20 protein-coding genes are annotated in these 25,201 nt (G+C 49.7%); 5 read left to right on the top strand and 15 right to left on the bottom strand.

Features of this window, described 5'->3' with window-relative positions:
• Nucleotides 1–20 precede the first annotated feature (20 nt).
• Entirely contained in the window at nucleotides 21–3,125 is a 3,105-nt protein-coding gene (locus HHL17_RS06730) for a SusC/RagA family TonB-linked outer membrane protein (RefSeq protein WP_169223988.1), read from the top strand.
• 19 nt (nucleotides 3,126–3,144) lie between these two features.
• Nucleotides 3,145–4,854, top strand: coding sequence for a RagB/SusD family nutrient uptake outer membrane protein (locus HHL17_RS06725; RefSeq protein WP_169223987.1), 1,710 nt, complete (start codon nucleotides 3,145–3,147; stop codon nucleotides 4,852–4,854).
• 78 nt (nucleotides 4,855–4,932) lie between these two features.
• On the opposite strand, the gene HHL17_RS06720 is transcribed toward HHL17_RS06725, so the two are convergent.
• Together HHL17_RS06720 and HHL17_RS06715 are read right to left on the bottom strand one after the other, a co-directional pair.
• Nucleotides 4,933–5,334: a DUF1634 domain-containing protein gene (locus tag HHL17_RS06720; protein ID WP_169223986.1), complete on the bottom strand. Its 402-nt coding sequence runs from the start codon at nucleotides 5,332–5,334 to the stop codon at nucleotides 4,933–4,935.
• A gap of 3 nt (nucleotides 5,335–5,337) precedes the next feature.
• Entirely contained in the window at nucleotides 5,338–6,174 is an 837-nt protein-coding gene (locus tag HHL17_RS06715; protein ID WP_169223985.1) for a sulfite exporter TauE/SafE family protein, read from the bottom strand.
• Nucleotides 6,175–6,317: 143 nt separating this feature from the next.
• Between HHL17_RS06715 and HHL17_RS06710 the strand changes: the two genes are divergently transcribed.
• Nucleotides 6,318–7,154 (top strand): CvfB family protein, encoded by an 837-nt coding sequence (locus tag HHL17_RS06710; RefSeq protein WP_169223984.1) that lies wholly within the window; start codon nucleotides 6,318–6,320, stop codon nucleotides 7,152–7,154.
• Here the strand turns inward: HHL17_RS06710 and HHL17_RS06705 are convergent.
• The 10 genes from HHL17_RS06705 to HHL17_RS06660 all read right to left on the bottom strand — a co-directional run bounded on the left by HHL17_RS06705 (nucleotide 7,129) and on the right by HHL17_RS06660 (nucleotide 18,823).
• The gene (locus tag HHL17_RS06705; protein WP_240975643.1) at nucleotides 7,129–8,568 is read right to left on the bottom strand and encodes an ATP-binding response regulator; all 1,440 of its coding nucleotides are present in this window, start codon (nucleotides 8,566–8,568) and stop codon (nucleotides 7,129–7,131) included. The genes HHL17_RS06710 and HHL17_RS06705 overlap by 26 nt on opposite strands.
• An 81-nt stretch (nucleotides 8,569–8,649) precedes the next feature.
• Nucleotides 8,650–10,071 (bottom strand): DHA2 family efflux MFS transporter permease subunit, encoded by a 1,422-nt coding sequence (locus HHL17_RS06700; protein WP_169223982.1) that lies wholly within the window; start codon nucleotides 10,069–10,071, stop codon nucleotides 8,650–8,652.
• Complete coding sequence (locus HHL17_RS06695) at nucleotides 10,068–10,418, bottom strand: damage-inducible protein D (RefSeq protein ID WP_169223981.1); 351 nt, start codon at nucleotides 10,416–10,418, stop codon at nucleotides 10,068–10,070. Before HHL17_RS06695 ends, HHL17_RS06700 begins: the two co-directional genes overlap by 4 nt.
• Nucleotides 10,411–11,352 (bottom strand): DnaJ C-terminal domain-containing protein, encoded by a 942-nt coding sequence (locus HHL17_RS06690; protein ID WP_169223980.1) that lies wholly within the window; start codon nucleotides 11,350–11,352, stop codon nucleotides 10,411–10,413. Before HHL17_RS06690 ends, HHL17_RS06695 begins: the two co-directional genes overlap by 8 nt.
• Before the next feature lie 177 nt (nucleotides 11,353–11,529).
• On the bottom strand, nucleotides 11,530–12,573 hold the full coding sequence (gene glsA / locus HHL17_RS06685; protein WP_206155923.1) for a glutaminase A: 1,044 nt from the start codon (nucleotides 12,571–12,573) through the stop codon (nucleotides 11,530–11,532).
• 207 nt (nucleotides 12,574–12,780) lie between these two features.
• A complete protein-coding gene (locus HHL17_RS06680; protein WP_317166525.1) occupies nucleotides 12,781–13,116 on the bottom strand; it encodes a DUF6686 family protein in 336 nt (111 codons plus the stop codon).
• A gap of 455 nt (nucleotides 13,117–13,571) precedes the next feature.
• Complete coding sequence (locus HHL17_RS06675; RefSeq protein WP_169223978.1) at nucleotides 13,572–14,423, bottom strand: DUF4249 domain-containing protein; 852 nt, start codon at nucleotides 14,421–14,423, stop codon at nucleotides 13,572–13,574.
• A 10-nt stretch (nucleotides 14,424–14,433) separates the two neighbouring features.
• Nucleotides 14,434–16,986 carry a TonB-dependent receptor gene (locus HHL17_RS06670; RefSeq protein WP_169223977.1) on the bottom strand — a complete coding sequence of 851 codons (2,553 nt, stop codon included), beginning with the start codon at nucleotides 16,984–16,986 and terminating at the stop codon, nucleotides 14,434–14,436.
• Nucleotides 16,987–17,209: 223 nt separating this feature from the next.
• On the bottom strand, nucleotides 17,210–18,205 hold the full coding sequence (locus HHL17_RS06665) for a FecR domain-containing protein (protein ID WP_169223976.1): 996 nt from the start codon (nucleotides 18,203–18,205) through the stop codon (nucleotides 17,210–17,212).
• A 99-nt stretch (nucleotides 18,206–18,304) separates the two neighbouring features.
• Nucleotides 18,305–18,823, bottom strand: a complete 519-nt coding sequence (locus tag HHL17_RS06660; RefSeq protein WP_169223975.1) for an RNA polymerase sigma-70 factor — start codon at nucleotides 18,821–18,823, stop codon at nucleotides 18,305–18,307.
• Nucleotides 18,824–19,002: 179 nt separating this feature from the next.
• Here HHL17_RS06660 and HHL17_RS06655 point away from each other — a divergent pair, with 179 nt between their 5' ends.
• Nucleotides 19,003–20,028 carry a quinone-dependent dihydroorotate dehydrogenase gene (locus HHL17_RS06655; protein WP_169223974.1) on the top strand — a complete coding sequence of 342 codons (1,026 nt, stop codon included), beginning with the start codon at nucleotides 19,003–19,005 and terminating at the stop codon, nucleotides 20,026–20,028.
• A gap of 24 nt (nucleotides 20,029–20,052) precedes the next feature.
• Nucleotides 20,053–20,820, top strand: a complete 768-nt coding sequence (locus HHL17_RS06650; protein WP_169223973.1) for a TerC family protein — start codon at nucleotides 20,053–20,055, stop codon at nucleotides 20,818–20,820.
• Nucleotides 20,821–20,948: 128 nt separating this feature from the next.
• Here the strand turns inward: HHL17_RS06650 and HHL17_RS06645 are convergent, their stop codons facing one another.
• The 3 genes from HHL17_RS06645 to dnaB form a co-directional block, all read right to left on the bottom strand.
• Entirely contained in the window at nucleotides 20,949–21,671 is a 723-nt protein-coding gene (locus tag HHL17_RS06645) for an RsmE family RNA methyltransferase (RefSeq protein WP_169223972.1), read from the bottom strand.
• Nucleotides 21,672–21,768: 97 nt separating this feature from the next.
• Nucleotides 21,769–23,124, bottom strand: coding sequence for an MATE family efflux transporter (locus HHL17_RS06640; protein WP_169223971.1), 1,356 nt, complete (start codon nucleotides 23,122–23,124; stop codon nucleotides 21,769–21,771).
• Nucleotides 23,125–23,251: 127 nt separating this feature from the next.
• Nucleotides 23,252–24,814: a replicative DNA helicase gene (gene dnaB / locus HHL17_RS06635; RefSeq protein WP_169223970.1), complete on the bottom strand. Its 1,563-nt coding sequence runs from the start codon at nucleotides 24,812–24,814 to the stop codon at nucleotides 23,252–23,254.
• Between the last annotated feature and the right edge of the window lie 387 nt (nucleotides 24,815–25,201).

Here is a 25,201-nt window from a genome sequence, read left to right as displayed (position 1 = left end):
ATCAACAAAAACTAAGCGTTATGAAATTCCAGATCTCAGGATGGCAGGCCCATGCCCTGCGCCTGCTTTCACTCATGGCATGCTGGTTGTTGTTTTCATGCGTATATACGTTACCGTTATATGCACAAAACAAGACCGTCAGCGTAAAAGGCCGCGTGATCTCTCAAACCGGCGAACCGCTGCCCGGCGCCAACATCGTGGTAAAAGGCACCACCCGCGGCGTCACCACTAAAGTCGATGGTACTTTTCAGCTAGAGGTGCCTGCAAACGTTTTCATAAAAATTACCTACACCGGCTTCATCTCCCGTGAACTAAAAGTGGAAAATACTGATATGAACAACGTCAGCATCTCCCTGGCGGTAGATAAAGGAGAACTGAATGAAGTGGTGGTGGTAGGTTATGGTACACAAAAACGCTCCGACGTAACCGGCTCCATCACCTCCATCAACGCACAGTCACTCCGCGACATACCCGCCGCCAACCTGACCTCCATACTCAAAGGACAAGGCGCCGGCATCGATATCCAGAAGAGCGGCGGTAACAGCAAACCCGGTGCTAAACCCACCATCCTTATTCGCGGTACCCGCTCGCTGAAAGCAGGCAACTCCCCGCTGTTTGTGGTGGATGGTATCCCGTACAACGGTGATATCAACGACCTGAACCCGGATGATATCACTTCGGTAGATGTGCTGAAAGATGCTTCCTCTACCGCGATCTATGGCTCCCGTGGCGCCAATGGCGTTATCCTCGTCACCACAAAACGCGGTCGCAGCGGCAAAGCTGTCGTGACCTACAGCGGCTACGCCGGCTTCGTAAAACCCTCCGGCAAATACGATCTCATGAATGCCCAACAATATGCCGATCTGAAAAAATGGGCCTATTGGAACGGTACACAGGACCCTCCGCTGAAATACAGCGGCCCCGATGATCCACAAATACTGATCGATGGCTTCGACGCAGAGGAAAGAAGACAACTCGCCAAAGGCAACAGCACCGACTGGCAGGACCTCATCTATAAAACAGGCATCATGACCAACCACCAGGTAGGTATTTCCGGTGGTAACGAAAAAACACAGTTCGCCGCTTCCGCCGGCTACTATAAGGAAACAGGCGTGTATCCGGGCCAGGCTTTTGAACGCTTTACCGTGAAAGTAAGCGTAGACCATCAGATCAATAACATCTTCAAAATAGGCGTCAGCTCGCTCAACAACTTCTCCACCACCACCGGCGAAGGCGTAAACCCAATGGGTCAGGCCCTGAGAGCCAGCCCTATGGCGCCAGCATACGACAGCACCGGCGCTGTGATCAATGACTTCCTCGCCGGCAGCCAGAAACAAATCTGGAACCCGTTGGCCGATTTCCTCCCCGGCGCTACCGTGGAAAAAAGAAAACGTAATGGGACCTTTACCACCGCCTACCTGGATGTGAACATCCTGCCCGGACTGAAATACCGCTTCAATGGCGGCGCGGAAATCAAAAGTGATAACTACGGCAATTTCTATGGCAGCAAAACCACCAATAACCTCGGCAGCCTCAATACCAGCGAAAACAAATACGGCTCCGATGTGAACTACACACTCGAAAACCTGCTGACATATGATAAACAGTTCGGTAAACATCACGTGAACTTCACCGGCCTGTATAGCTTGCAGGAATCCCGCGGGCAGTCCAATAGTTATAACAACAACGCATTGCTGTCTGACGACCTGCAATACTTCAACTCCACCTATGGCCTCAACCTCGCCGGCAGTGGCTCTGAAAGCAAGTGGGACATCGTTTCCTACATGGGACGTCTCAACTACAGCTTCAAAGACCGCTACCTGCTCACTCTCACGGCACGCAGCGACGGCAGCTCCCGTCTCGCCCCCGGCAATAAGTTCAAAGGATTCCCTTCTGCCGCGGTAGGCTGGATCGTCAGCAATGAAGATTTCATGCGTGAATCACGCGTGTTCAGCAACCTGAAACTTCGTGCCAGCTATGGCCGTACAGGTAACACCGCCATCAATCCCTATCAGACACTTGGTGCGCTGAAAGGTATCAACTACAACTACGGCTCTACCAACGTTACTGGCGTATTTATCAATACCGCTCCCAATGCAGCGTTACAATGGGAATACACCACCACGGCCAACTTCGCGGTAGACTTCGGATTGTTCAATAACCGTATTACCGGTAGTGCAGAAGTATATTCCGCACAAACCAGCAACCTGTTGCTGCCGCTCCATCTGCCCGGTACTTCAGGCATCCCCGGCGATGTACTAGTGAACGTAGGTAAAACACAAAACAGGGGTATCGATATACATCTCGCTACAGTGAATATACAAGGCAAAGGCGCCGGTGACTTCACCTGGACATCAGATCTCAATTTCTTCATCAACAGGGGTAAAATCACAGAATTATACAACGGCATCCAACAAGACATCTCCAATGGCTGGTTTGTTGGTCAGCCTATCGGCGCTATCTACGACTATCAGCGTATCGGCATCTGGCAGAACACCAAACCAGATTCACTCCTCGCGCTGCGGTATGGCCAGAAAGTAACCGGCAACTCTTCCGTTATCGGTACTATCCGTGTGAAAGATGTTAACAACGACAGCACTTTCAGTGATGCCGACAGGACCATCGTAGGCTCACCGCAGCCCAAATGGGAAGGTGGTATGACCAACCGCTTCAGCTATAAAGGTTTCGACCTCACCGTGGTGATGTATGCCCGCATTGGCAGCACACTGAACAGCAAGCTGTATGGCGGCGGTTTTGCCAATACCTTCCAGGGCAACTACAACAACCTGAATGTGCCTTACTGGACACCGTACAACAGCGAGACGTATTTCCCGAAACCCAATCAGTCCAGAACACAAACCCAATACAACTCCACACTGGGGTATTTCGACGGCAGCTACCTGAAAATCAGAACGCTGAGCCTGGGTTACAACGTGCCCGGCTCTTTTGTCCAGAAGCTGAAAGCGCGGTCCCTGCGGGTATACGTAACCGCGCAGGACCCGTTCATTTTCTTCTCCGAATACCGCAACAAGTACCACGGCGTAGATCCGGAATCTGCCGGCAATATCAACGCAGACACCCCGGCCACCTGGTCTATGCTCTTCGGTATAAACCTTACTTTATAAACCTTCAAAATTGAGTGTGATGAAAAAGATATGGTTCGCTGCCGGTATATTCACCGCCGCTTCTCTGTTGGGAGGTTGCAGCAAAATGTTGAATGAAACACCCCGGGCCGTACTGGTACCGGATTTCTATAAAACGTCTCAGGGTGTGAACGCCGCACTGGACGCCTCTTACGCAGGTACCCGCACTGTATGGGGCTGTGAAGATTATTTCTCCATGACCACGCCCGGTACCGATGAATTCAAAAGAGGGAATGACGGTAACCAGAACTTCATGACCTATGATCCGGGCCTGTTGCCCAGCGACGGCAAGTTCAAATCACAATGGAATAATATCTACACGTATATCAACACCTGTAATGCGGTGATCCAGTTTGCTCCCGAGGCGACCGGTATTTCAGACGATATCCGTAAAAAAGCCATTGCAGAAGCGAAGTTCCTGCGGGCCAACTATTACTTTGTGCTCGTACAGCTTTGGGGAGATGTGACCCTCACCACTTCCTTCATCTCCGGTCCGGTGACTTCCGCCAACAGAGACCCGCTGACTAAAGTATACGACGCTATTGTTACCGACCTGAAAGAAGCCATCCCTGATCTGGCCCCCGGCCCTAAAGGGATTGATGCCGGTCGTGCTAATGCTGCCGCCGCCAAACATGTGCTGGCCAAAGTTTACCTGACACGCGCGGGCAGCAAGGCCGCCAAACCTACCGACTACCAGGACGCTGCGGCTACTGCTGTTGAGGTGCTCACCACCGCGCCGGCACTGGGATTGAGCCTGCTGCCCGATTTCGGCAGCGTATTCGCGGAAGGCAACGAAGCTAACGCAGAAGTACTATGGACCGTACAACATACTGCCAGCCTGGCTTACAACGGATCTCCCAATCAGGACAACCGTACGCCGGATAATATGCTGGTACATCTTTTTGTACCGCAATACGAAAAAATTGACGGTATGGCCCGTAACATCAAAGATGGCCGTCCTTACATTCGTACCGTACCTACCAAATGGTTGACAGATACTGTTTTTGCAGACAGGAAAAATGATACACGCTTTAACAAAAGTTTCCAGACAGTATGGTTCTGTAACAATGCCAGCAGCATTCCGGTATGGCCCAACCCACTACCAACAGGTGCTCCGGCAGGCGCCGCCCCCGGCAAGCCCAAAATGAAACTGGGCGATACCTGTATCTACATGCCACAGGGTAAATTCACAGATGCACAGATAGCCGCTTCACCCTACACGCTGATACCGTCCAACAAATATTCCATCAAGATGTCGCCGGCTTTATCCAAATATGTGGACACCAAACGCTCCGACATGAACGCACCTTCCATCCGCCCCCTTATCGCTTACCGCCTCGCGGAAACCTATCTGGTAGCCGCCGAAGCGCTGATACAGAGCGGCCGTGCCGCCGAAGCCGTACAATATGTGAACGCAGTGAGGGAACGAGCCGCTTACCCTACCGGTGATAAAACGAAAATGGATATCACCGCAGCAGACCTTAACATCGATTTTATCCTCGATGAACGCTCCCGTGAACTGGCCGGTGAAAACGTACGCTGGCTGGACCTCGTAAGGACCGGTACCCTGCAAACCCGGTTACTGAAACACTGCGACGACAACGCCAGGATCAATTTCAAAGCCCCCAAACACTGGCTGCGCCCCATTCCGCAGGACCAGATAGATGCCACTACCACCGGTACGCCTTATCCGCAAAATACCGGCTGGTAACCGTTATCAATGTTGTATTCACAAAAAAAGGGTTAGTGCCGTGCACTAACCCTTTCCATTATACGAAAAGAAGTCTTTTTACAATCGCTCCAGTCCACCTACCATACTGAAGGTGATCACTCCCAATACAATCAGGGTAATGACCACATAGAGATAATCCTTCTCCAGTAAAAAAGCAAAAACAGAAAGCGCAATACGGATAATAGGTGTGGCAATCAGCAGCACAATGCCCAGCTGGATCACATTCATGCCCTTGCCTTCCATAATGCCCTGTAATATGCCCGGCAGGTTGTCCAACCCTTGCCGTACACCGGCAAAAGTGCCGTAGTCGGGTGCTTCATGCCCATGGCGGTACAGATATACCATACCTCCTAGAAACACGATAATGCTGGAAGTAATAACGCCCACCCGGAGCTGTTTACCGATCAGTTGCTGGACATCTTTATCAGCCCAGAAATGTTTTGAGAATAAACGCTTCATCTGCTACAGTTTTCCGTTGATACCATTGTAAATCATCTGAAGCGCCAAAAAGGTGATCACTACGCCAAAGACTATACGTAACCATTTGGTGTTGACTCTTACCAGCAACCGGGAGCCACCGAAGGCGCCCAGCAGTACACCCAGTACTACCGGCATACACAGGCCGGGACTGACATACCCGCGTTGCAGGTATACCACCGCACTGGCAGCTGCCGTTACCCCGATCATGAAGTTGGAGGTAGTGGTGGACACCTTAAACGGGATACGCATGATATTGTCCATCGCCAGCACTTTCAGTGCGCCGGAGCCAATACCCAGCAATCCCGACATCACACCGGCAAACGTCATCATAAAATAACCGCCCGGCACATGGCGTACCTTGTAGGAAATCATCTCACCGCCGGAAGGGTAAGTCCCGTTCAGCTTCAGGTCACGCGCCAGTTTACTGACATCATCATCGGAAATAGCCTCCGCTTTTTTACGGAAAGACATCAACGCCGAAAAAATCAGCACGCAGCCAAAGATAATGGCCACAACATTGGTAGGGATAAACACCGCTATCAATGCCCCTACTACAGCTCCTGTGGTAGTAGCAATTTCCAGGAACATGCCCAGCCGGATGTTGGTAATCCCTTCTTTTACATAAGCGGAAGCAGAACCGGAAGAGGTGGCAATAGACGCGATCAGGGCGGTACCAATCGCATAGCGGATGTCAACGTGGAAACCAAGCGTCAGTAGCGGGATAATGACCACACCGCCTCCCAGCCCGGTAAGTGACCCCAATAGCCCCGCCAGAAAGGCCCCGGCAAGCAGGATCAATGTAAATAATAAAATCGTCATAAGATGGTTGGTTGGTTTAGATCGACAATTACAGGCAATAAAAAAACAGCCCTTCACGGCCAATGATGCAAAAGTAAGCAGAATATGATTCCCACAATCCGTAATCTATAAGTAACTTGCAGCCATATACTTAATTTCTCAATATGATAAAGGTGGGCGAGTATAACCTGTTAAGGGTTAAAAAAGAAGCTGATTTCGGCGTATACCTGGAAGGTGTGGACCAGGAAATACTGCTGCCATCACGGTTTGTGCCTGAAGGCACCAAAATAGGCGATGAACTGGAAGTGTTCCTGTACCACGATTCTGAAAACAGGCTGATCGCCACTACGCAGAAGCCCTATGGCATCGCTGGCGATATCGTGAACCTGAAAGCGGTCAGCGTTACCAAACAAGGCGCTTTCCTCGACTGGGGCCTCATGAAAGACCTCTTCGTGCCACAGTCCCAGCAACTGACCCGCATGGTGCCCGGACAGGAATACCTCGTGAGAATATATATCGATGAACTGACCGGCCGCTGCGCCGCGACCGAAAAAATAGACCGCTTCCTCAGCAACGAAAACCTCACGGTAAAGGAAATGGACCCGGTCAACCTGGTGGTATACCGCCGTACCGATATCGGCTACGTGGTGATCATCAACAACCAGCACACCGGCATCCTCCATCACAACGAACTGTTCCGCAGCGTGGAAGTTGGCGATAAGCTCAAAGGCTTTATCCGCGGCATCCGGGAAGACAAAATTGACGTGGTGCTCGGCCAGGCTGGCTATAAACGCGTGGAAGACGAAGGGGAAAAAATACTCCGCCTGCTACAGGAAAACAACGGTTATCTACCCTATCATGATAAATCCACCCCTGAAGAAATACAGGAGTTCTTCGGCATGAGCAAAAAAACGTTCAAAATGACGATCGGAACGTTGTATAAACAACGGAAAATAATATTCACACAAACCGGCATTAAAGAAGCAGATCCCGATCAATAGCAGCATTCACTATCGGGAAACTGATCAGAAACTGCGTGCCTTCACCCGGACGGCTGTCCACATGTATTGTTCCTTTATGATTAAGGATGATATTCTGGGTAGCCGTCAGCCCAAGGCCTGTACCTTTGGTTTTGCTGGTGAAAAACGGTTCAAACATCTTGGCCAGGTTTTCCGGAGGAATGCCACTACCGGTATCGCTTATACGAACAAACACCCGGTCAGACTCATGCCAGGTTTCTACCTCCAGTGTACCATCTCCCGCTTTCATGGCCTCTACACCATTGATGATGATGTTCAAAAGGGCAATGATCAGCTTATCCTCATCAGCCATCACCTGCAGGTCGGGCTCCCGTAATTTTTTGATCACCCTGATATCATTCAGCTGCAGCCGGTCCGCCGCCAGATGTATGGTTTTTTCTATCAGCACATTGAGGCCCTGCGGCAGCATATTCAGCTCCGACATCCGGGTAGATTCCAACAACTCCGTTACCAGCTGATTGATGCGGTGACAGTTGCGCTCCATGATATCGAGGTACAGCTGGGAGTCAGCCGTTTCGGGCAACTCAGACGTTTTTAATTCAGATACGGCCAGCAGAATGTTCGTCAGCGGATTACGCACCTCGTGGGCAATCAGGCGGGCTATTCTCCCGGTGATGGCAAATTTCTCCTGTTGCTGCTTTTCCTGTTCCTTTCTTTTACGCTCCGTAACATCCTGGATAATGCAGAGGTACAGCTGCTTTTTCTCATCGAGCAGCGATGCATTCACCACCACATCCAGCTGTTGCCCCTGGCTCGTGCGGAACACATACTCCTGCCGCACAACACCATCATCACTGCACAACAGGTCTATAAACGTTTTGATCTGGCTCTCATTGGCAAACAGCGAACCAAGGTAACTATTGTACAACGATGCTTCCTCATAACGCAACAACCGGATGGCAGCCGGATTGGCGGCTACAATACGATGCTCGCAATCAGCCAGCAGAATGGCATCATTCGATTTTTCAAAAATGCTGAAATAGCGTTTTTCGCTTTTCTCAATGGCTTTGAGATGCGTAAATTTATCCAGTGTATAACGGATAGCGCGTTCCAGTCCCACTGCGGTAATCTCGCTTTTCACGAGATAGTCCGCGGCGCCGGCCTGCATCGCTTCTTTATCGATATGGTAATCTCCCTTACCGGTAAAAAGAATGACCGGGGCTTTATAACCCAGGTTGCGGAAATGATGCAACACATCAATACCGGTATGGCTACCCAAACGATAGTCCACCAGGTACAGATCATGTGACCGGGTTTCGATAATACCCAATGCTTCGCTGTAAGAAGATACCCACTGCAAAACATATTCGTCGGGCGAAATATCCTGTAGCAATGCATTCACCAGGAAAAAATCATCCTCGTCATCATCGACCATCAAAATGTGCTTCTTGCTGTTTATAACCATAGGAATGGTATAGTTCCATTATTTTCCTTAATAAATATGTGCCAATATACGTCAGGTATCAATATGAGTATCAACATCTTTCAGCACTATATTCCTGCGGGGGAGAAACCAGGCAGGTATCAGGGTTACCAGGAGGATGATCAGGGAGATATTAAACCCCTGGCGCAATGCCAGGTGGTGCGCGCGCATGGAAGTAGCGCCGGTCAATACATAATTGTTGTAGGTGGTTTGTGTTATAATAGCAAGCACCGCAATACCTATAGCACCACCGACCTGTTGCATCAATGTGCTGACGGAAGAGGCCATGGTTACTTCAGCAGGCCGGACCGAACTAAGCGTGGCAGCATTCAGCGGCGCCAGCAGCAGGCCCATGCCAAGCCCTCTTACTGTCATGGCAATAATAACAGACCAGATGTCACTGCCACGGTCCAGCACAGAAAACAGGTACATGGAAACCGCCAGCAGCATAATCCCCAGCATGGATATTTCGCGGGAACCATGCTTATCAGACCATTTGCCTGCGAAAGGCATCAACGCGGCCATAAAGGCGGAGTTAGGCAATATCAGCAGCCCCGATACGCCTTCTGAAAATCCCATCTGCTCCTGCAACAGAAAAGGCATGAGGAACAAACCACCAAACAAAGCAGCAGCACGGGAAATAGTGACCAGTATACAACTAACGAAAGAATAGTTTTTAAACAGCTGCAGATCAATAATAGGCGCCTGATGACGACGGTCCAGCAGCACAAAAACGATCAGTGCTGCCAAGGCTATTCCCAGTGTGACCAGGATTTCGGGAGAACTGATACCCCTCACCTCTGCACGGGCCACTCCGTACTGCAAACACACCAGGAAAATAGTCAGGGTGGTGAAGCCCATCAGGTCGAAAGGGAGTTTTAATTTAGGCTGACTACGTAACACATTCAGGTATTTGAAAGACAACATCACGGTGAGGACACCTATAGGCAGGTTGATATAGAAGATCGAAGGCCATCCGAACTGTTCTGTCAGGACGCCACCCAATGTAGGCCCGATAGCCGGTCCTACCATGTTGCCCAGTCCCCACCAGCCCAAAATAGCTCCCCGCACCCTGGCAGGGAACACATAGGAGATAATAGCCATAGAAGTGGGCGCCATGGCGCCACCACCCAAGGCCTGCACCACACGGCCTACCAGTAAAGCCGGGAGCGTGGTGGACAAAGCACATAACAAGGAACCTACAGTAAACAGGGAAATAGCGCCGATATAGAGATTAAAAAAACCGATACGGTTCTTCAGCCAGTTGGTAAGGGGCATGAGCACGGAAAAACTCAGCATGTAAACGGTGATCACCCATTCAATTTCGCTGAGCGTACAATTGAATTGTTTACTCATAACGGGCAGGGATATATTAACAATACTTGAATCTATCCCCGCCATGGTGGTACCCATGATGATCACAATCAGAATACCGGTCCTGTTGACGTCTCTCATACGCGGTCTTTCATCATAAAGATAAGCTGAGCTTTAGCCACCAGCGGATTGAGCGGGTTGCAGTTGATCATCAGCAGATAGGTGGCCAGTTCTGACAATTGCCAGTCTGTTTCCATTTCTCCACCGTCTTTAAAGCAATATATCTTATGAAAATTATAGTTGACAGGTATCTGCAGGGACGCACAGGCGTGCATGGCCCTGTCCAGTGGTTCCTGTATCATGGCAGGATCCTTATATCCCAGCTCCTGCATGATTTCGCTGGCCGTGTATAGCAGGGGCGGGTTTCGCAGCTGTGAAATTCTCTCTGTGGCAATCACTTCTTCCAGGTAATCAAAAAGTTTAAGCATGACCATTCTCATTTAGTTGTGAAAGTTGCTGAAACAGTTCTTTTTCCTTTTCTGAAAGGTTTTTAGGAATATGTACGACCGCTTTAATGTACAGATCGCCGGCAGCGCCTTTATGGTCGTATGCCGGCATGCCCTTGCCTTTTAACCGGAATACCTTGCCGCTGTCTGTGCCTGCGGGGATATTCATGCTCAGGGTAGTGGCAGGGGTGGGCACGGTCAGCTTACCGCCCAGAATAGCCGTATACAGGGGCAACGGCACTTCAGTATGAATATCCTGTCCTTTCAGTTCGTATTGCGGATGTGCGCTGAGCTGGATAGTGATCAGCAGGTCTCCCGGTTGACCGCCCTGTCGCCCTGGTGAGCCCTTTCCTTTGAGGCGGATTACCTGTCCTTCATGCAGTCCCGGCTTCATTTTGATGTTCAGCCGACTGCCATTCACCTCCACCTGCCTGGTAGCGCCATTGTAGGCATCTTCCAGCGATACTTCCATGGTGGCCTGCACATCGCGGCCGCGGCCCGGGCCTTGTTGCTGCCGCCGGCCTCCACTGGAAAACTGGCTGCCGAACAGCTGCTCAAAAAAATCGGAAAAACCACCCCCTCCGCCAAACATGTCTTCCATATTGCCGGAATAGGTGTAACCGCCTTGTCTGCCACCGCCGCCATACTGCGACCAGTCGAAATCTTCCGGACGGCCGCCGTGCTGCTCGTAATACTGGTAGTTTTCCCCAAACTGATCGTATTTTTTGCGCTTTTCCGCGTCACTCAAGACTTCGTATGCTTCGTTTATTTCCTTGAATTTGTCTTCTGCGGCTTTATCTCCCTGGTTCTTGTCGGGATGGTATTTCACCGCCAGTTTCCGGTACGCCTTTTTGATCTGTTCCGCCGTTGCTGCCTTCTCTACGCCTAGTATCTTGTAGTAATCTTTTACGTCCATAAGTATACAACATGTGATGATTGAAACTTGTTCAGGAGTTTAAAATGGCCACAAGAAATATACCGGAAAAAAAGCGACATTTTAAAAGGGAGTGTTATCTTTTACGCCGACGGTAAACCGGCGCTGTACCTGCCGATGCGCCAGCCACGGTAACGGCACTACGATATTCTCATGGTTTCACCCCTGCGGCGCCAGCAAATTCAGTTTAAGTTCATCGATAATATATTGCAGCGTCTTCTGCGCCTTCACACTATTTCCCGATTTGTCCAGCGGCGGGGCAAACACCGCAATAGCCATCCTACCCGGCGCCACCACGATCATCCCGCCGCCTACGCCGCTCTTGGCGGGCAGGCCGGTATGATATACCCATGAACCGGTATTATCATACAAACCCTCTGTAAGCATAGTGGCCAGTATCCGCGGGCACAACACCGCATCGATCACTTTTTCCCGGCTGACCGGATTAACACCGCTGTTGGCCAGCGTACCAGCCATGATAGCCAGATCACGGGTACTGGAACCATAAGAACACGCACGGGTGTACAAGTCTACCGATTCGCTGACATCATCATAAAAACGGCCATAGGAATACAGCAGCCACGCAATGGCCCTGTTATGCAGATTGGTAGCGGTTTCAGAGGCATACAACTGCTGAATGACCGATAGTCGCCGTCCTGCAAACTTCGCCATCATATCGTCTATCATGGTCCATTTGGCGGCACTGTTAGGTGCCCGGATAAAACTGTTGGTAGCCATAGCCCCTGCATTCACGAGCGGATTCACCGCACGCTGCGGGTCCAGCTCCACCGCCATCACCGAGTTAAAAGGCATACCGGTAGCATTGACACCGATACTGTCTTCCACGGCTTTGGCGCCCCGCTGCTGCATGGCCAGCGCCAGCACAAACACTTTGGAAATGGATTCTATCCCGAACTCATATTTCGTATCTCCCAATTCCAGTACTTTCCCATCGGCAGTACAAATTGCAATGCCATATAATTCAGGATCTACATTCGCCAGGTAAGGAATGTAACTGGCATTGGCGCCACCACTGCTGCTCTTAAACTGGTTATAGGCCTGCTGCATCACTTCTCGGATACGCTTCTCTGCCGGCAACGCGCTTTTCTGTGCATCGCTATGGTCCCAGTACAACAACATGCCCCCCAGCAAAAACAGTGATCTTCTTGTGATGGAATGTCTCAGGATTTCATGTAATGGCATGATAAAGGATTTTGGGTTTGCAGTGTACCTGTATCAGCCCCGATGGCTGATCTGCGCAGCTACCAGAACACCCCAAAGCGAATAAAGTTCAATCAGGGCCGTTATTTTTGGGAGATAACCGATAAGAATTGGGGGAAATGAAATCGCTCTGCGTAATGAATTAGCCCTTCTTTATAGAGGAACTGAACAACAACGTAGCCCAGGGCTTCAGCCCTGGGAATGAGAAGCCCCATCCAGGATGGCATAAGCCTCCAGCAATGCCTGCACCTCCATCACCATACTGGCCAGGGTATTTACTTCTGCTGGTGTTAACAGCATCATCACATGATCTGCGGGTAAAGGCAGACAAATACTTTTCTCATTTTCCTGGTAAAGCGGGTCACTGTTATCGGATAAACGGACCACCATATCAGCGAAACAAAGAAACTCTTCCAGGGCCAGGTTAACAACGCTGGTACCAAAGGCCATCTGAATGCCTTTGCAATGGGGGCAGCGGATTACATATCCATGGCTGCTATGATATAAAGTCTGATAATTACACATAAGCTATTTTGCGGTTAGTGCCTCCAGCGACCGGAGAACCGGCCGCTGTCAGGACTTATTCATCACTCTTTACTGAAATGAGGTTACAAACAACGGACACCTTTCTTTATTATGTATATAGCAAATACGCCGAAGCATCTTGTTACATCAAAAATACACCGGAGCACACAACTGGTATTGACGGATCAGGAAAACGATTTACGCAAAAAGGAAAGTTTCCTTAACATTCTTTTAGCATCCTGCAAAAAAAGCGCCCGCTGTAAACACAGCGGGCGCAGGGGTTTCATAGGGTGCAACAATATCAACTATTGTTGAGCAAACCTACGTCATAAAAAGACAATGCTTTTATCGGATCAGGAAAAATTATAATGGTCCGGAGATAAAATAGTTCGTAGTGCAACCTATATTTCTTTCCGCTGCAACATAACATCAGTCAGTATTCCAATGGGTAAATTTTATTCCGTGCTGAACACCAGCCTTTGGGAATTAATACCGGCAACAATGCCATAACCGTTATGCACATTGGTATATACCGTGAACGGTTCTGTGATCAGGACGCCGCCATTCCGGATCTGCACATCTACTGTCCGGAAATATTTAAAGCCACTGCAGGTGAGCGAACTGATTTCTACCATCAGGCGGGTGGCATTAATAGGATTTTCTGTTTCCAGCACGAAGTTGACCGTCTTGCCGTCAAAGCGTGTATCATCCATGATCAGGCTGGAATAGTGCGTATTGGCGATCACATCAATCAGGTTATTGTTGAAGGCAGGGTCCAGCCGGAAGTTGCGTACCGTGTCCGGCTGATTACCGGGGCCATATGCCAATACACGTACCTTGTAGTAGTCCGCCGCACCGGGACGATCTTTTAATGTAAAGACGATCCGAGTACTACCACGCCGCGCCGCGCCGTCAGACACCACCGGGGCCGGCGGCAGGGTGTCCTGTGCAGTGACGGGCGTCAGTCCGGCTGCCGTCACATTTATCGTATAGTTGTTACCGTTAGCTATTTTTTCTTTGGACACGAAGTAGGTTCGCCCTTTAATGGTTTGTTGTTGCAGTGCACTCAGGGCTATGCCATTCTGCAACAGGGTAACCTGCGCATTGCCAATTTCCGCGAAACCGCTTTCGTCGTACACATTGGCCGGCACACTGCGTGTAATGCGGACATAGGCCACACTGTCCGGCTGCAGCAGACTGTTGACCACAATCTTGTCGCCTTCATATTTCAGCTGGATATTCACCCGCTCTTCACAGGCGCTCAACAATGTCAATAACAGTATACCATATACGAAAAAAGATCTCATACACTGTGTTTTAAAACTTGATCGAATAGGTAATGCTGGGAAGAATAGGCATCACCGTTACCTTCGACAGGTAACGCTGTTTTTCATCTTCATCCCGTTTCATGTAATACAGGAACGGATTCTTCTGATTATACACGTTATATACGCTCAGGTTCCAGCTTTTGCGCCAGCGTTTTTTCTGTTTGGAGTAAGTGATCCCCATGTCCAACCGGTGTACATCAGCTGCCCGGTAGTTGTAGCGGCCGTCGTACCGGTCAATACCTACATCCACACCGCTGCCCGGGTCCCAGGGAGACGCAGTGCCTACGCCATGGTAGCTGGCTACCGGCAGGGTAAGCGGTGCACCGGTGGTATAGTGCCAGGAAGCCGACGCCTCCCAGTGTTTGCCGATTTGTTGTGTCAGCACTATTTCCACGTCATGCCGGTGATCATATTTGTAAGGGAAAATGCGGCCATTGTTAATCTCCGGGAATTGCCGTGTGCTCCATGCCAGGGTGTAACCAATCCATCCGGTGGTGGTACCTTTTTGTTTTTTTATCATCGCCTCTCCACCATAACTCCAGCCCTTCCCGATCACCACGTTCTCATCCCACCGTTCCAGTGGCTGCGTGATCATTGCACTATTATTCGAATACTCGATCATGTTATACATGGTCTTGTAATATCCTTCCAGCGTGAATTCAAATGCATTGTTGGTACTGGTTTTTGCAATCCCTGCTGCCACCTGGCGTGAAAGCATGGGCGCCACCCGTTGGGTAGAGGGTACCCAGATATCCGTTGGCAGGGAGGTTCCAGCGCTGGACAACAGGTGAATATACTGGTTCATATGCGTATAGGAGGCCTTCACCGCCCAGTTGCGCGGCAACATATACCGCAATCCCAACCTTGGCTGCAGGGACTGATAAAAACGGCCTTCCACCACAAATCCGGATGCATGTACACCCAGATTGGCATACAGGTTCTCTCTCAGGCGCCAGTCGTCTTCCAGGTATAACAACATTTCGGTTCCCCGTATATTCAACCAGTTTTTAGCGGTATCCAATGGTATCACTGGGGTAGAACCTTTGTCAGAAAGGTTCATCAGGCCAGGTCTGAAATAATGAGCAATGACAGCCCCCCCGAAACGGACCGCGTGACTGGGTCTTGGGCGGAAATCAAAATCTGCTTTCAGCCCGATGTTCTTCATCCGCGAAAAATATTTCCCGTACAGATCAGAGGCCTGTCCGGTGGCAGGCATCTTATATTTAAATTCATATTCCGTCCGGAAAGCATACTGGGAATAATTAAGGCTGACGTTGGAAAAAAGACGGGTATTGTAAATATGGTTCCAGCGCAGTCCACCGATGGTATTGCCCCATCCCAGCTGAAAACGGCTGCTCTCTGCGGCACGCCCGCTGGCGTCCGGAACAATGCTGTCCGGCACCGATTTGATCAGCAGGTTGTCTTCTCCCTTATACAGGCTGAGATAAATCCTGTCTTTCGGTGAAAAAATATGATTGATTTTGGCGTTCACATCATAGAAATAAGCATAAAAGGCACCTCCCCTTCCAAGCTCCCCGTCAGTCTTTAGCGTAGCATTATATAACAGGTCGGGATAAGAGCGGCGGGCAGAAACGATAAAAGATGTCTTGTCTTTTACGATCGGTCCTTCCACATTGAACTTGGCAGAGATCATCCCGATAGCTACGTCTCCATGATAATGGCGCATATCTCCATCTTTCAGTGAAATATCCACTACGGATGACAGTCGTCCGCCGAAACGGGCAGGGAAAGCGCCTTTATAAAGATCTGCCGACTTCACCACTTCCGCGTTGAGCAGGGAATACACCCCGAAGAAATGCGAGAAATTGAATACCGGCGTACCATCCATGAGGATGAGGTTTTGGTCGGGGCTGCCGCCTCTTACATGCAGGCCGCCGGCGCCATCCATACCACCTCCCACACCGGGCATAGATTGCAGGGTACGCATCACGTCTGCTTCTCCGAGCAACTTAGGCATAGACTGTACCGCTGCCAGTGGCAGGTGTACCTTGCTCATCTGGGTCTGGTCCTGTATCCTGGTTTTATCGGTACCGCTTACCACCACTTCCTGTAAACTGGCCAATGGTTGCAGCGGCACCAGCAATATCCTGTTGGCCTGTCCATCTACCGGCAGTAATGCCGGCTCGTAGCCCACATAAGATATAATCAGGCTGTTGGTGTCTTTTACGGTAGTTAAGCTGAAAAAACCATATTGATTGGTGGTAGTGCCTTGTTTGAGTATGGGGGCATAGATGGTGGCACCAGGTAGTTTTTCGCCGCTGACGGCATCCTGTACATATCCGCTGATGGTGCGGGTGGTACGTTTCACCTGTTGCAATACCAGCTGGTCACCAACACGGGTAAAACGGATATCATCAGGCGCAAAGAGTTCCTCCAGCAGGCTTTTGAGCCGCTGTTGATATGCTGTGACCGTAACTTTACGGGACAAGTCTACAAGTTCCCTGCTATATGAAAAATGGATGCCGTATCCTTTCTCCAATATTTCACACACCACCCTCAGAGGCTGGTCCTTTACTACCACTGTGACTCTTGTTTGCCAATCCCACCCTGAAACTTTTAACGGGAAACATAAAAACAAACATATGATCCCCGTCAGCAGTTTGCCGGCTAACGACATAATTTTAATGAATGACTTTGTTATCGGGATATTGGAGAACACCACTAACAATGCTGAATAGCGAACCCACAGGGAGAGCCGCTACAGAAAGTCTCCCGGCAAGTTCGCTAAAAACCATAGGTGGTGCCTACTTCAATTTATAATGTCTGTCACCTGTTTTCTCCCACGAAGCATTGAGCGTCATAGCCAATGCATTCATCACATCTTCGATACTTTCACCATTAAAGTTGGTGCTGACGGTCAGTTTCAACAAGGAAGTATTTTCCAGTTCCACTTTTACGTCATACACTTCCGTGATGGTTTGCAGTACTTCCTCCAGCGGGGTATCATGAAAAGCAAGCGATTTTTTCTCTATATCAGCAACATGTGTGGCGACGCGGAAAGCCGGACGGAGACTGTCATTCCGCAGCAGCATGCCTTGTGTAAGCACCACGCTGTCTGCGTTGTCATGATCAATCACCATTACTTTACCACTGGCCACATGTACAGAAACTGCTTTTTGGCCGGGCACATAGTGTATCGTAAAGCGGGTACCCAGTACCTTTACTTCTGTATGCCCCAGCAATACTACAAACGGCTGGCCTGCACTACCGGCCACATCGAAGGTGGCCACACCCTGCAGACTGACAGTCCGGTTGCTGTTATTATAGTCTTTGGCCAGTTCCAGTCTGGAATCCCCCATCAGCTGAACACTGCTGCCGTCAGGCAGCTGAGCTGTGGCAGGCCCCGCGAAAACGGTGACTGGTTTTTTACTGGTCAGGAACCACCATCCGGCGCCCAGGGCTATTAATAATACCGCTGCCACTTTCAGCAGGGTATAAATATAACCCGATTTACGCACTGGCGTTACTGGTTCCGGTTCCTTCACAGATGGCGCCTCCGCAGGCGTCACATTCATTTTCGCATACAACTGCTGCCAGGACTGGTCTGTCTTCACTGGCACTGTTACCGCCTGATCGGCAGCAGTTTGCAGTACTTTACCCAACGAAGCCAATAGTTTGGCATTACCGGTATCTTCCTGCAACCAGGCTTCTACCCAGGCACGCTCTTCTGTATCTGCTTCATTCAGCAGATACTTGCAAAGCAAGGTATACAGAGCCTCATCAAAATAGGTTGATGTCATGCGCAGTTGTACGTTTTTTTATCATGTCCCGCTATCGCGGATGTCCATAAAAGTAGACGCATGGAAAATTATGTTTCCCCTATGCGTCCCCTATAATTTTTAAAATAAAAATCCAGTTAACAAAGGCAGGTATTCCTTCAACTCCTGGTGCAGGATACGAAGGGCCTTACCCATATGGTTCTCGACTGTCTTTACCGAAATATCAAGAGTAGCCGCAATTTCGGCATATTTCATCTGTTGCTGACGGCTCAGGACAAATACCTCCCGGCATCTTTCCGGCAGCCTGTCCAACGCCTGCTGGTACAACCGCTCCAGTTCACGGGCCTGGTCAGTGGCCTCTGTGGCAGTGTCCCGTATAGTGCTGTAATGCGTTTCCCTGTCCGCTCTCACTGTTTCCTTGCGCCACTGGCTGATCGCCGTATTCCGGATGGCGGAAAACAAGTACGCTTTTACCGGCCCGGTAATAGTGATGCTATCCCGCTTTTCCCAGAGCCTTAAAAACACTTGCTGTACGACTTCCTCCGCCGCATGGGAATCCCCCATGTAGTGTGTGGCAAAGGCGACGCATTGCGCATGATTTTCCCGGAACAATGATTCGAATGACTGGAGTTCCAACATGATGAGGCACAAATATAACTATGATTTACATGATTTCTACTGATTCTCCTGATGAGTGAATATGAATTATGCCAATTTTTTGTTATATTTTTTAAAAAAGATTTTCGGAAGATATAATACTACGTGTATCAGGTGAATCAGTAGAAATCATGTAAATCATAGTTATCTTTGACCCCGCAATGTATCAACTAATCAAAAAACTGCTCTTCCGCGCTCAGCCGGAAAAGATCCACCACACTGTGATGCGTGGAATGAAAACAATTTATGCGCTCCCTTTTGGCAAAAATGTACTGCGGGCCTTTTGTGATGTTAAAACGAAAGGACTGGAAAGGGAACTGTTTGGCCTTCGTTTTTCCAATCCGGTAGGACTAGCCGCCGGATTCGATAAAGATGCCAAATACATCGATGAACTGGCCTGCCTTGGATTCGGCTTTGTGGAAATCGGTACGGTGACCCCATTGGCACAACCAGGCAACGACCAGCCCCGTCTTTTCCGACTCCCGGCAGACCAGGCCCTGATCAACCGCATGGGCTTTAATAATGAAGGCGCTGCCGCTGCCGCAAAAAGATTGCGCCACAAAAAATCAAATATTATTGTCGGTGGCAACATCGGTAAAAATAAAAATACCCCCAACGAAGAAGCCGTAAGCGACTACGAAAAATGTTTCCATGCACTCTATGACGTGGCCGACTACTTCGTGGTAAATGTCAGCTCTCCCAATACCCCCAACCTGCGGGCATTACAGGAGAAAGAACCGCTGAAACAGCTGCTGCATCACCTGCAACTGCTCAACGCCCAAAAGCTGAAACCTAAACCAATCCTGTTAAAGATAGCACCGGACCTGACCAACGAACAGCTGGACGATATTATCGAGATTGTACAGGAAACCAAACTGGCAGGCATTGTGGCTACCAATACCACCATCAGCCGGGAAGGACTGGCCACTCCGGCGGCCACCATCGCGGAAATAGGTGCAGGCGGGCTTAGCGGGCTTCCGGTAAAGGAAAAAGCTACCGCCGTTATTAAATATATACATCAGCATAGCCAGGGCAAAATTCCTATCATCGCCGCCGGCGGTATTTTCACCGCGGCCGATGCACAGGAAAAACTGGATGCCGGCGCCTCCCTGGTACAGGTATACACCGGCTTCATCTACGAAGGCCCTACCATCGTGAAGAAGATATGTGCAGGCCTGCGTAAATAAGGCAGCATCTCAATTACAACCTATATGGAACAATTTCTGACGGCTGAATCGATCATCAGCCTTTTGACGCTGGTACTCATGGAAGTGGTACTGGGCATCGACAATGTGATCTTCGTTTCCATTGTCATGAACCGCCTGCCACCAGAGAAACGCCCTGCGGCCCGCCGCATCTGGATGTTCACCGGCATCGCTGTACGCATTATCCTCCTCCTTTGCATCGGCTACATCGTAAGGGCCGTGAACCCGCTGTTCCACATCGGCAGCCACGGTTTCAGCCTGCGCGACCTCATCATGCTCGGTGGTGGCCTTTTCCTGCTCATCAAAACCACCCTCGAAATCCACCACAAACTGGAAGGCGAGGAAGAAACTGCCGGTCAAACCGTAAACGGCAACAAGCCCGCTGTCTCCATGATCAACGTAGTAGGCCAGATCATCGTCATCGATACGGTGTTCTCCTTCGACAGTATCATCACCGCGGTAGGACTGGCCAAACAAGTGCCCATCATGATCATCGCCGTGGTGATTGCCATGATCGTCATGTTCCTGTTTGCGCCCCGCATCAGTGACTTTATCCACAAACATCCCACCCTCAAAATGCTGGCCCTTTCCTTCCTCGTCATGGTAGGCGCCATCCTTATTGTAGAAGGCTGGGACGCTCAGAAAGCACATGACCTTCACCTGAAGAACTATGTCTACTTTGCCATGGCCTTCTCCTTTGGAGTGGAAATGCTGAATATGCGCGTGCGGAAAGGCCACGGCAAGCCGGTGGAACTAAAAGAACCCAAACTATGATGGCCATGATTAACACTGATTCTCCTGATTAGCGGAGATCATGTTATTATAAATAATTACTGTATAAAATGAGATAGCCCGGAAATAGATTCCGGGCTATCTCATTTTATATCAGAATATGATCTCCGCTAATCAGGAGAATCAGTGTTAATCATGTTCATCACAGTTACGGCAACCATCCCGGCAGTCTCCGTCCGCAACCTGTTCTTCCCCAGCGATACCGGCTCAAACCCTTTGTCCAGCGCCAGTTGTATCTCTTCAGGAGTAAAATCGCCTTCCGGCCCGATCAAAATAATAGTATCCTTTCCGGGTTGAAAGTGATGTATCATCTCTCTTTTCTCTCCGGGTAAACAGTGAGCAATCAGTTGCTGCGGATCAGTGTTGGTATTCACCACTTTATCAAACGGTTGCGGTTCCAGTAACTCCGGCAGATAAAACTGTTGTGACTGCAACATAGCTGACACCAGTATGTTCTGCAGCCGCTCTGCTTTGATCTTCTCTTTCTCTGTACGGTGGCTTACCAGCGGAATGATAGTCCGGATACCTATTTCGGCCGCTTTTTCCAGGAACCATTCAATCCGGGATGCGTTCTTAGTAAATGAAATGGCTATACGAAGTGCCGGTGACGGCGCTGGCAACGTATCACATCCAGTGATCCGTACGCCGCAACGTTTACGGTTATCATCCGTGATCACTGCATGAAACCGGTGTCCACGGCCGTCCGCAAGCAATACTTCATCACCGTTTTCATGCCGGAGCACCTGTATACAATACTTGGAAGTGTCTTCATTCATTGTATAGGCTGCTGCATCTGCTGCAATATCCGGCGCGTAAAAGATAGGCTTATCCATGGGCGCAAAGATAAAACCATTTGGGTATTTGACTATTGGGCTATTTGATCATTTAAAATATGCAGGGCACACTTCAAATGATCAAATAACAAAATGACTACATTTTTGAATCGACCAGCTTGCGGCTTTTGATATGGAAACGGAAAAACAGCAATACAGAAGCTGTCAGCAGGCCCAGTAACAACGCCCACCATACGCCTTCTACGCCGTAGCCCATTTTGATACCCAGCACATAACCCAATGGGATACCAATACCCCAGTAAGCCAACAATGTAATGAACGTAGGCATCCTCACATCACCAAGGCCACGGAGAATACCCAGTCCCACCACCTGTGTACCGTCAAACAACTGGAAGAAAGCGGCAATCACCAACAACCCGGCAGCGATGTGTATCACCTGTGGATCATTGATATACATGGCCGGCAACAGGTTTTTAAACAACATAAACATCAGCGCGGTGGTACCCATGAGCACCAGCACCATATGGTAGCTGGCGATAGCGGAATGGCGCAGGGAGTGGTAATCCTTCTTCCCGAAGTTATTGCCGCTCTTGATACCAGCCGCAGCGGAAATACCACTGGCCATCATGTAGGTCATGGCAGCCAGGCTGAGGGCAATCTGGTGGGCCGCCAGTTCAGCAGCGCCCATCCAGCCTACGATCACGGCAGCACCACTGAAGGCGCTGATCTCAAAAATATATTGCAGGGCCACCGGTGTACCGATGCCCAGGATTTTTTTGACTGATGCCCATTCCAGGTGGCGGAAGCCAAAAGATTGCAGGTAGGGCTTAAAGCGGGGTGACTTCAACACATAAAAAGCCATGGTAATGCCCATGATCAGACGGTCGGTGAAAGTGGCGATACCCACGCCCACCACGCCCATACGGGGCATACCAAAAAGACCGTATACCAGGGTGATACCAATGATGATATTGATGACGTTACCGATAATACTGATGTTCATGGCCTGACGGGTAAAGCCCAGTCCTTCTGCGAACTGCTTAAAGGACAGGAACAGCATCAGCGGGATAAAGGAAAAGCCCAGGTAGCGGAGGAAGGGGCGGGCCTGTGTTGCCACATCAGCTTCCTGTTTCAGTAATTCAAGATGGCTGCTGCCGAAATAAATAACAGTAGACAACAGGAAACCCACCACCATATTGATGATGAGGCTGTGGCTCAACAGGTGGCCGATCGCTTTTTTGTTGCCACGGCCGTTCTCCTGTGCAATCAGTGGTGTAAGGCCATAGGACATGCCGATACCTGTCACCATAAAAATACTGAACAGGCTATTGCCCAGCGATACCGCCGCCAGGGGCACTTTCCCGGTATGACCGATGATGATACTATCTGACAGGGCCACCAGCGTGTGCCCCAGCTGGGAAATAACAACAGGATAGGCTAAATGGAAATTGTCCTTGTAATAATGCCTGTATTTTAAATAAAGCTGTTTCATTGATTCGTCTGATTAATGTAAGACTTATGCAGGGTGAATTTTTCCGATAGTGATAAATTTATCCGGTACCAACAAAAAGGCCGGCGATCTGGTGATGCCGGCCTTTAAGCAAATATCGTTATAGGTGCTAAAACGGTGCATCTTCAAAACCTTCGTCAAAGTTCATATCATTCATCTTGGAGCCCTTCTGTATGTACAGCTTCGCCTCATCGTTGCCGCCGCCTTGTGGACGGGAGATGCCTGCGAAGGGGCTTCCGCCTCCGGGGTTTTCCAGGCTGCCATCATCTTCAAAGCGCTGGAATTCCAGTACTGCCCTTAATTTGATGGTATCCAGCTGACCATTACGGTGTTTCGCGATACGGACGTGGGTTTCACCTTTATTGGACTCACCCATTTCGTTGGCATTGATCTCATAGTATTCGGGGCGGTACAGGAACATTACCATGTCGGCATCCTGTTCGATCGCACCGGATTCACGGAGGTCACTCAACTGCGGCATTTTATTACCGTCTTTACGTTTTTCCACATCACGGCTCAACTGGGAGAGGGCGATTACCGGTACCTGTAACTCCTTCGCGAGACCTTTCAGGTCACGGGAGATTTTACTGATCTCCTGTTCACGGTTGGAGCCTCGCCCATCACCGCTGCCGCTCATCAGCTGCAGGTAGTCGATGATGATCACGCCTACGCCATGGTTGTGCACCAATCGCCGGCATTTGGCCCTTAGCTCAAAGATGTTGAGTGCCGGAGTATCATCAATAAAGATGGGAGCTTTCGCCAGGCGTTCGATACCGTGGGTCATCAGCTTCTTCATCTCATATTCCTCCAGTTTACCACGGGATATTTTCTCCAGTTTGATTTCCGATTCCGCCGAGAGGATACGTTGTACGATCTGGCCGGAGGACATCTCCAAAGAAAATACCGCTGCCCCTTTCGGGAAGCGGGGGTGAAGGGCGGCGTTACGGGCCAGGTTAAGGGCGAAGGCCGTCTTACCTACGGAAGGACGGGCCGCGATGATGATAAGGTCTGTAGACTGCCAGCCGTAGGTCACCTTGTCAAGTGACGGGAAGCCGGAAGGAACGCCTGTGATATCATCGCCTTTATTACGCAGGTCCTCGATACGTTTCATGGTGTTTACCAGAACGCGGTCGATGGAGTCGTAGTTTTTACGCAGGTGATTATTGGTGATCTCGAAGAGCTTTGATTCAGCGCTGTCGAGCAGGTCAAACACGTCTGCCGTGTCTTCATAAGACTCGGTAAGGATCTCTCCGGAAATGCGGATCAGTTCCCGCTGAATAAATTTCTGCAGGATGATACGGGCGTGTGCTTCAATGTTGGCCGAAGACACCACCGCATTGGTGAGTTTCATCACGGTAAAAGGTCCGCCTACCGCTTCCAAAGAGCCCATAGACTTCAGCTCTTCTGTTACGGTGAGAATGTCTACCGGCATCGATTTCGACGCCAGACGGGTCATGGCGGAAAATATCAGCTGGTGTGCTTCCACATAAAAACACTCGCCTTTCAATATCTCTACAACAATATCAAAAGCACCCTTTTCCAGCATGATGGCTCCCAAAACAGCTTCTTCCAATTCTTTAGCCTGTGGTGGTATCTTGCCATACACCAAGGACGATACCTCAATGGCCGGCTTTCTGCGAACATTGCGGTCCTTCTTAAGATTGAGATCCATTTATGGTCAGAGTATTAAAAAAAGTTAATAAAAGGTTACAGTCAATGGGCCTTTCCGGTATTTATTTGCATTATTCCTGTATCCCGGCAACATTTGCCGCTTTAAGAAATTGTAAATTTTCTCGAGCCGTACAAACTAAGGTAAAGGCATTTTTTTAATTAACCTTTTTTATTTGACGACTAAATTTATTAAACCTCGCGCACAGGTTTTCCACCATTTGCGAGCGGGTTATCCACTGGACAACACCAGTTATCCACCAAAAACCGGAAAAACCACATGCAAAGGTCTGATTATTCACACACATTGTGTAAAAAAGATGTTCACATTGACAGGAAACACCGCTTTTAAGTCGCCAGAACGTTGGCCAGGCAGGGTTATACAGGAAAA

The sequence above is a fragment of the Chitinophaga fulva genome, from assembly GCF_012927205.1.
Classification (GTDB): Bacteria; Bacteroidota; Bacteroidia; order Chitinophagales; family Chitinophagaceae; genus Chitinophaga; species Chitinophaga fulva.
This window is presented reverse-complemented; position numbering and strand designations above follow the sequence as displayed.

Coding starts and splice junctions, on each gene's coding strand:
- HHL17_RS06695 (WP_169223981.1), bottom strand. CDS start 10,418: ATGCTTAAACTTTTTGATTACCTGGAAGAAGTGATTGCCACAGAGAGA.
- HHL17_RS06725 (WP_169223987.1), top strand. CDS start 3,145: ATGAAAAAGATATGGTTCGCTGCCGGTATATTCACCGCCGCTTCTCTG.
- HHL17_RS06675 (WP_169223978.1), bottom strand. CDS start 14,423: ATGAGATCTTTTTTCGTATATGGTATACTGTTATTGACATTGTTGAGC.
- HHL17_RS06660 (WP_169223975.1), bottom strand. CDS start 18,823: ATGTTGGAACTCCAGTCATTCGAATCATTGTTCCGGGAAAATCATGCG.
- HHL17_RS06700 (WP_169223982.1), bottom strand. CDS start 10,071: ATGAGAGACGTCAACAGGACCGGTATTCTGATTGTGATCATCATGGGT.
- HHL17_RS06645 (WP_169223972.1), bottom strand. CDS start 21,671: ATGGATAAGCCTATCTTTTACGCGCCGGATATTGCAGCAGATGCAGCA.
- HHL17_RS06650 (WP_169223973.1), top strand. CDS start 20,053: ATGGAACAATTTCTGACGGCTGAATCGATCATCAGCCTTTTGACGCTG.
- HHL17_RS06705 (WP_240975643.1), bottom strand. CDS start 8,568: ATGGTCGATGATGACGAGGATGATTTTTTCCTGGTGAATGCATTGCTA.
- HHL17_RS06665 (WP_169223976.1), bottom strand. CDS start 18,205: ATGACATCAACCTATTTTGATGAGGCTCTGTATACCTTGCTTTGCAAG.
- glsA (WP_206155923.1), bottom strand. CDS start 12,573: ATGCCATTACATGAAATCCTGAGACATTCCATCACAAGAAGATCACTG.
- HHL17_RS06710 (WP_169223984.1), top strand. CDS start 6,318: ATGATAAAGGTGGGCGAGTATAACCTGTTAAGGGTTAAAAAAGAAGCT.
- HHL17_RS06730 (WP_169223988.1), top strand. CDS start 21: ATGAAATTCCAGATCTCAGGATGGCAGGCCCATGCCCTGCGCCTGCTT.
- HHL17_RS06680 (WP_317166525.1), bottom strand. CDS start 13,116: ATGTGTAATTATCAGACTTTATATCATAGCAGCCATGGATATGTAATC.
- HHL17_RS06720 (WP_169223986.1), bottom strand. CDS start 5,334: ATGAAGCGTTTATTCTCAAAACATTTCTGGGCTGATAAAGATGTCCAG.
- HHL17_RS06655 (WP_169223974.1), top strand. CDS start 19,003: ATGTATCAACTAATCAAAAAACTGCTCTTCCGCGCTCAGCCGGAAAAG.
- HHL17_RS06640 (WP_169223971.1), bottom strand. CDS start 23,124: ATGAAACAGCTTTATTTAAAATACAGGCATTATTACAAGGACAATTTC.
- dnaB (WP_169223970.1), bottom strand. CDS start 24,814: ATGGATCTCAATCTTAAGAAGGACCGCAATGTTCGCAGAAAGCCGGCC.
- HHL17_RS06715 (WP_169223985.1), bottom strand. CDS start 6,174: ATGACGATTTTATTATTTACATTGATCCTGCTTGCCGGGGCCTTTCTG.
- HHL17_RS06690 (WP_169223980.1), bottom strand. CDS start 11,352: ATGGACGTAAAAGATTACTACAAGATACTAGGCGTAGAGAAGGCAGCA.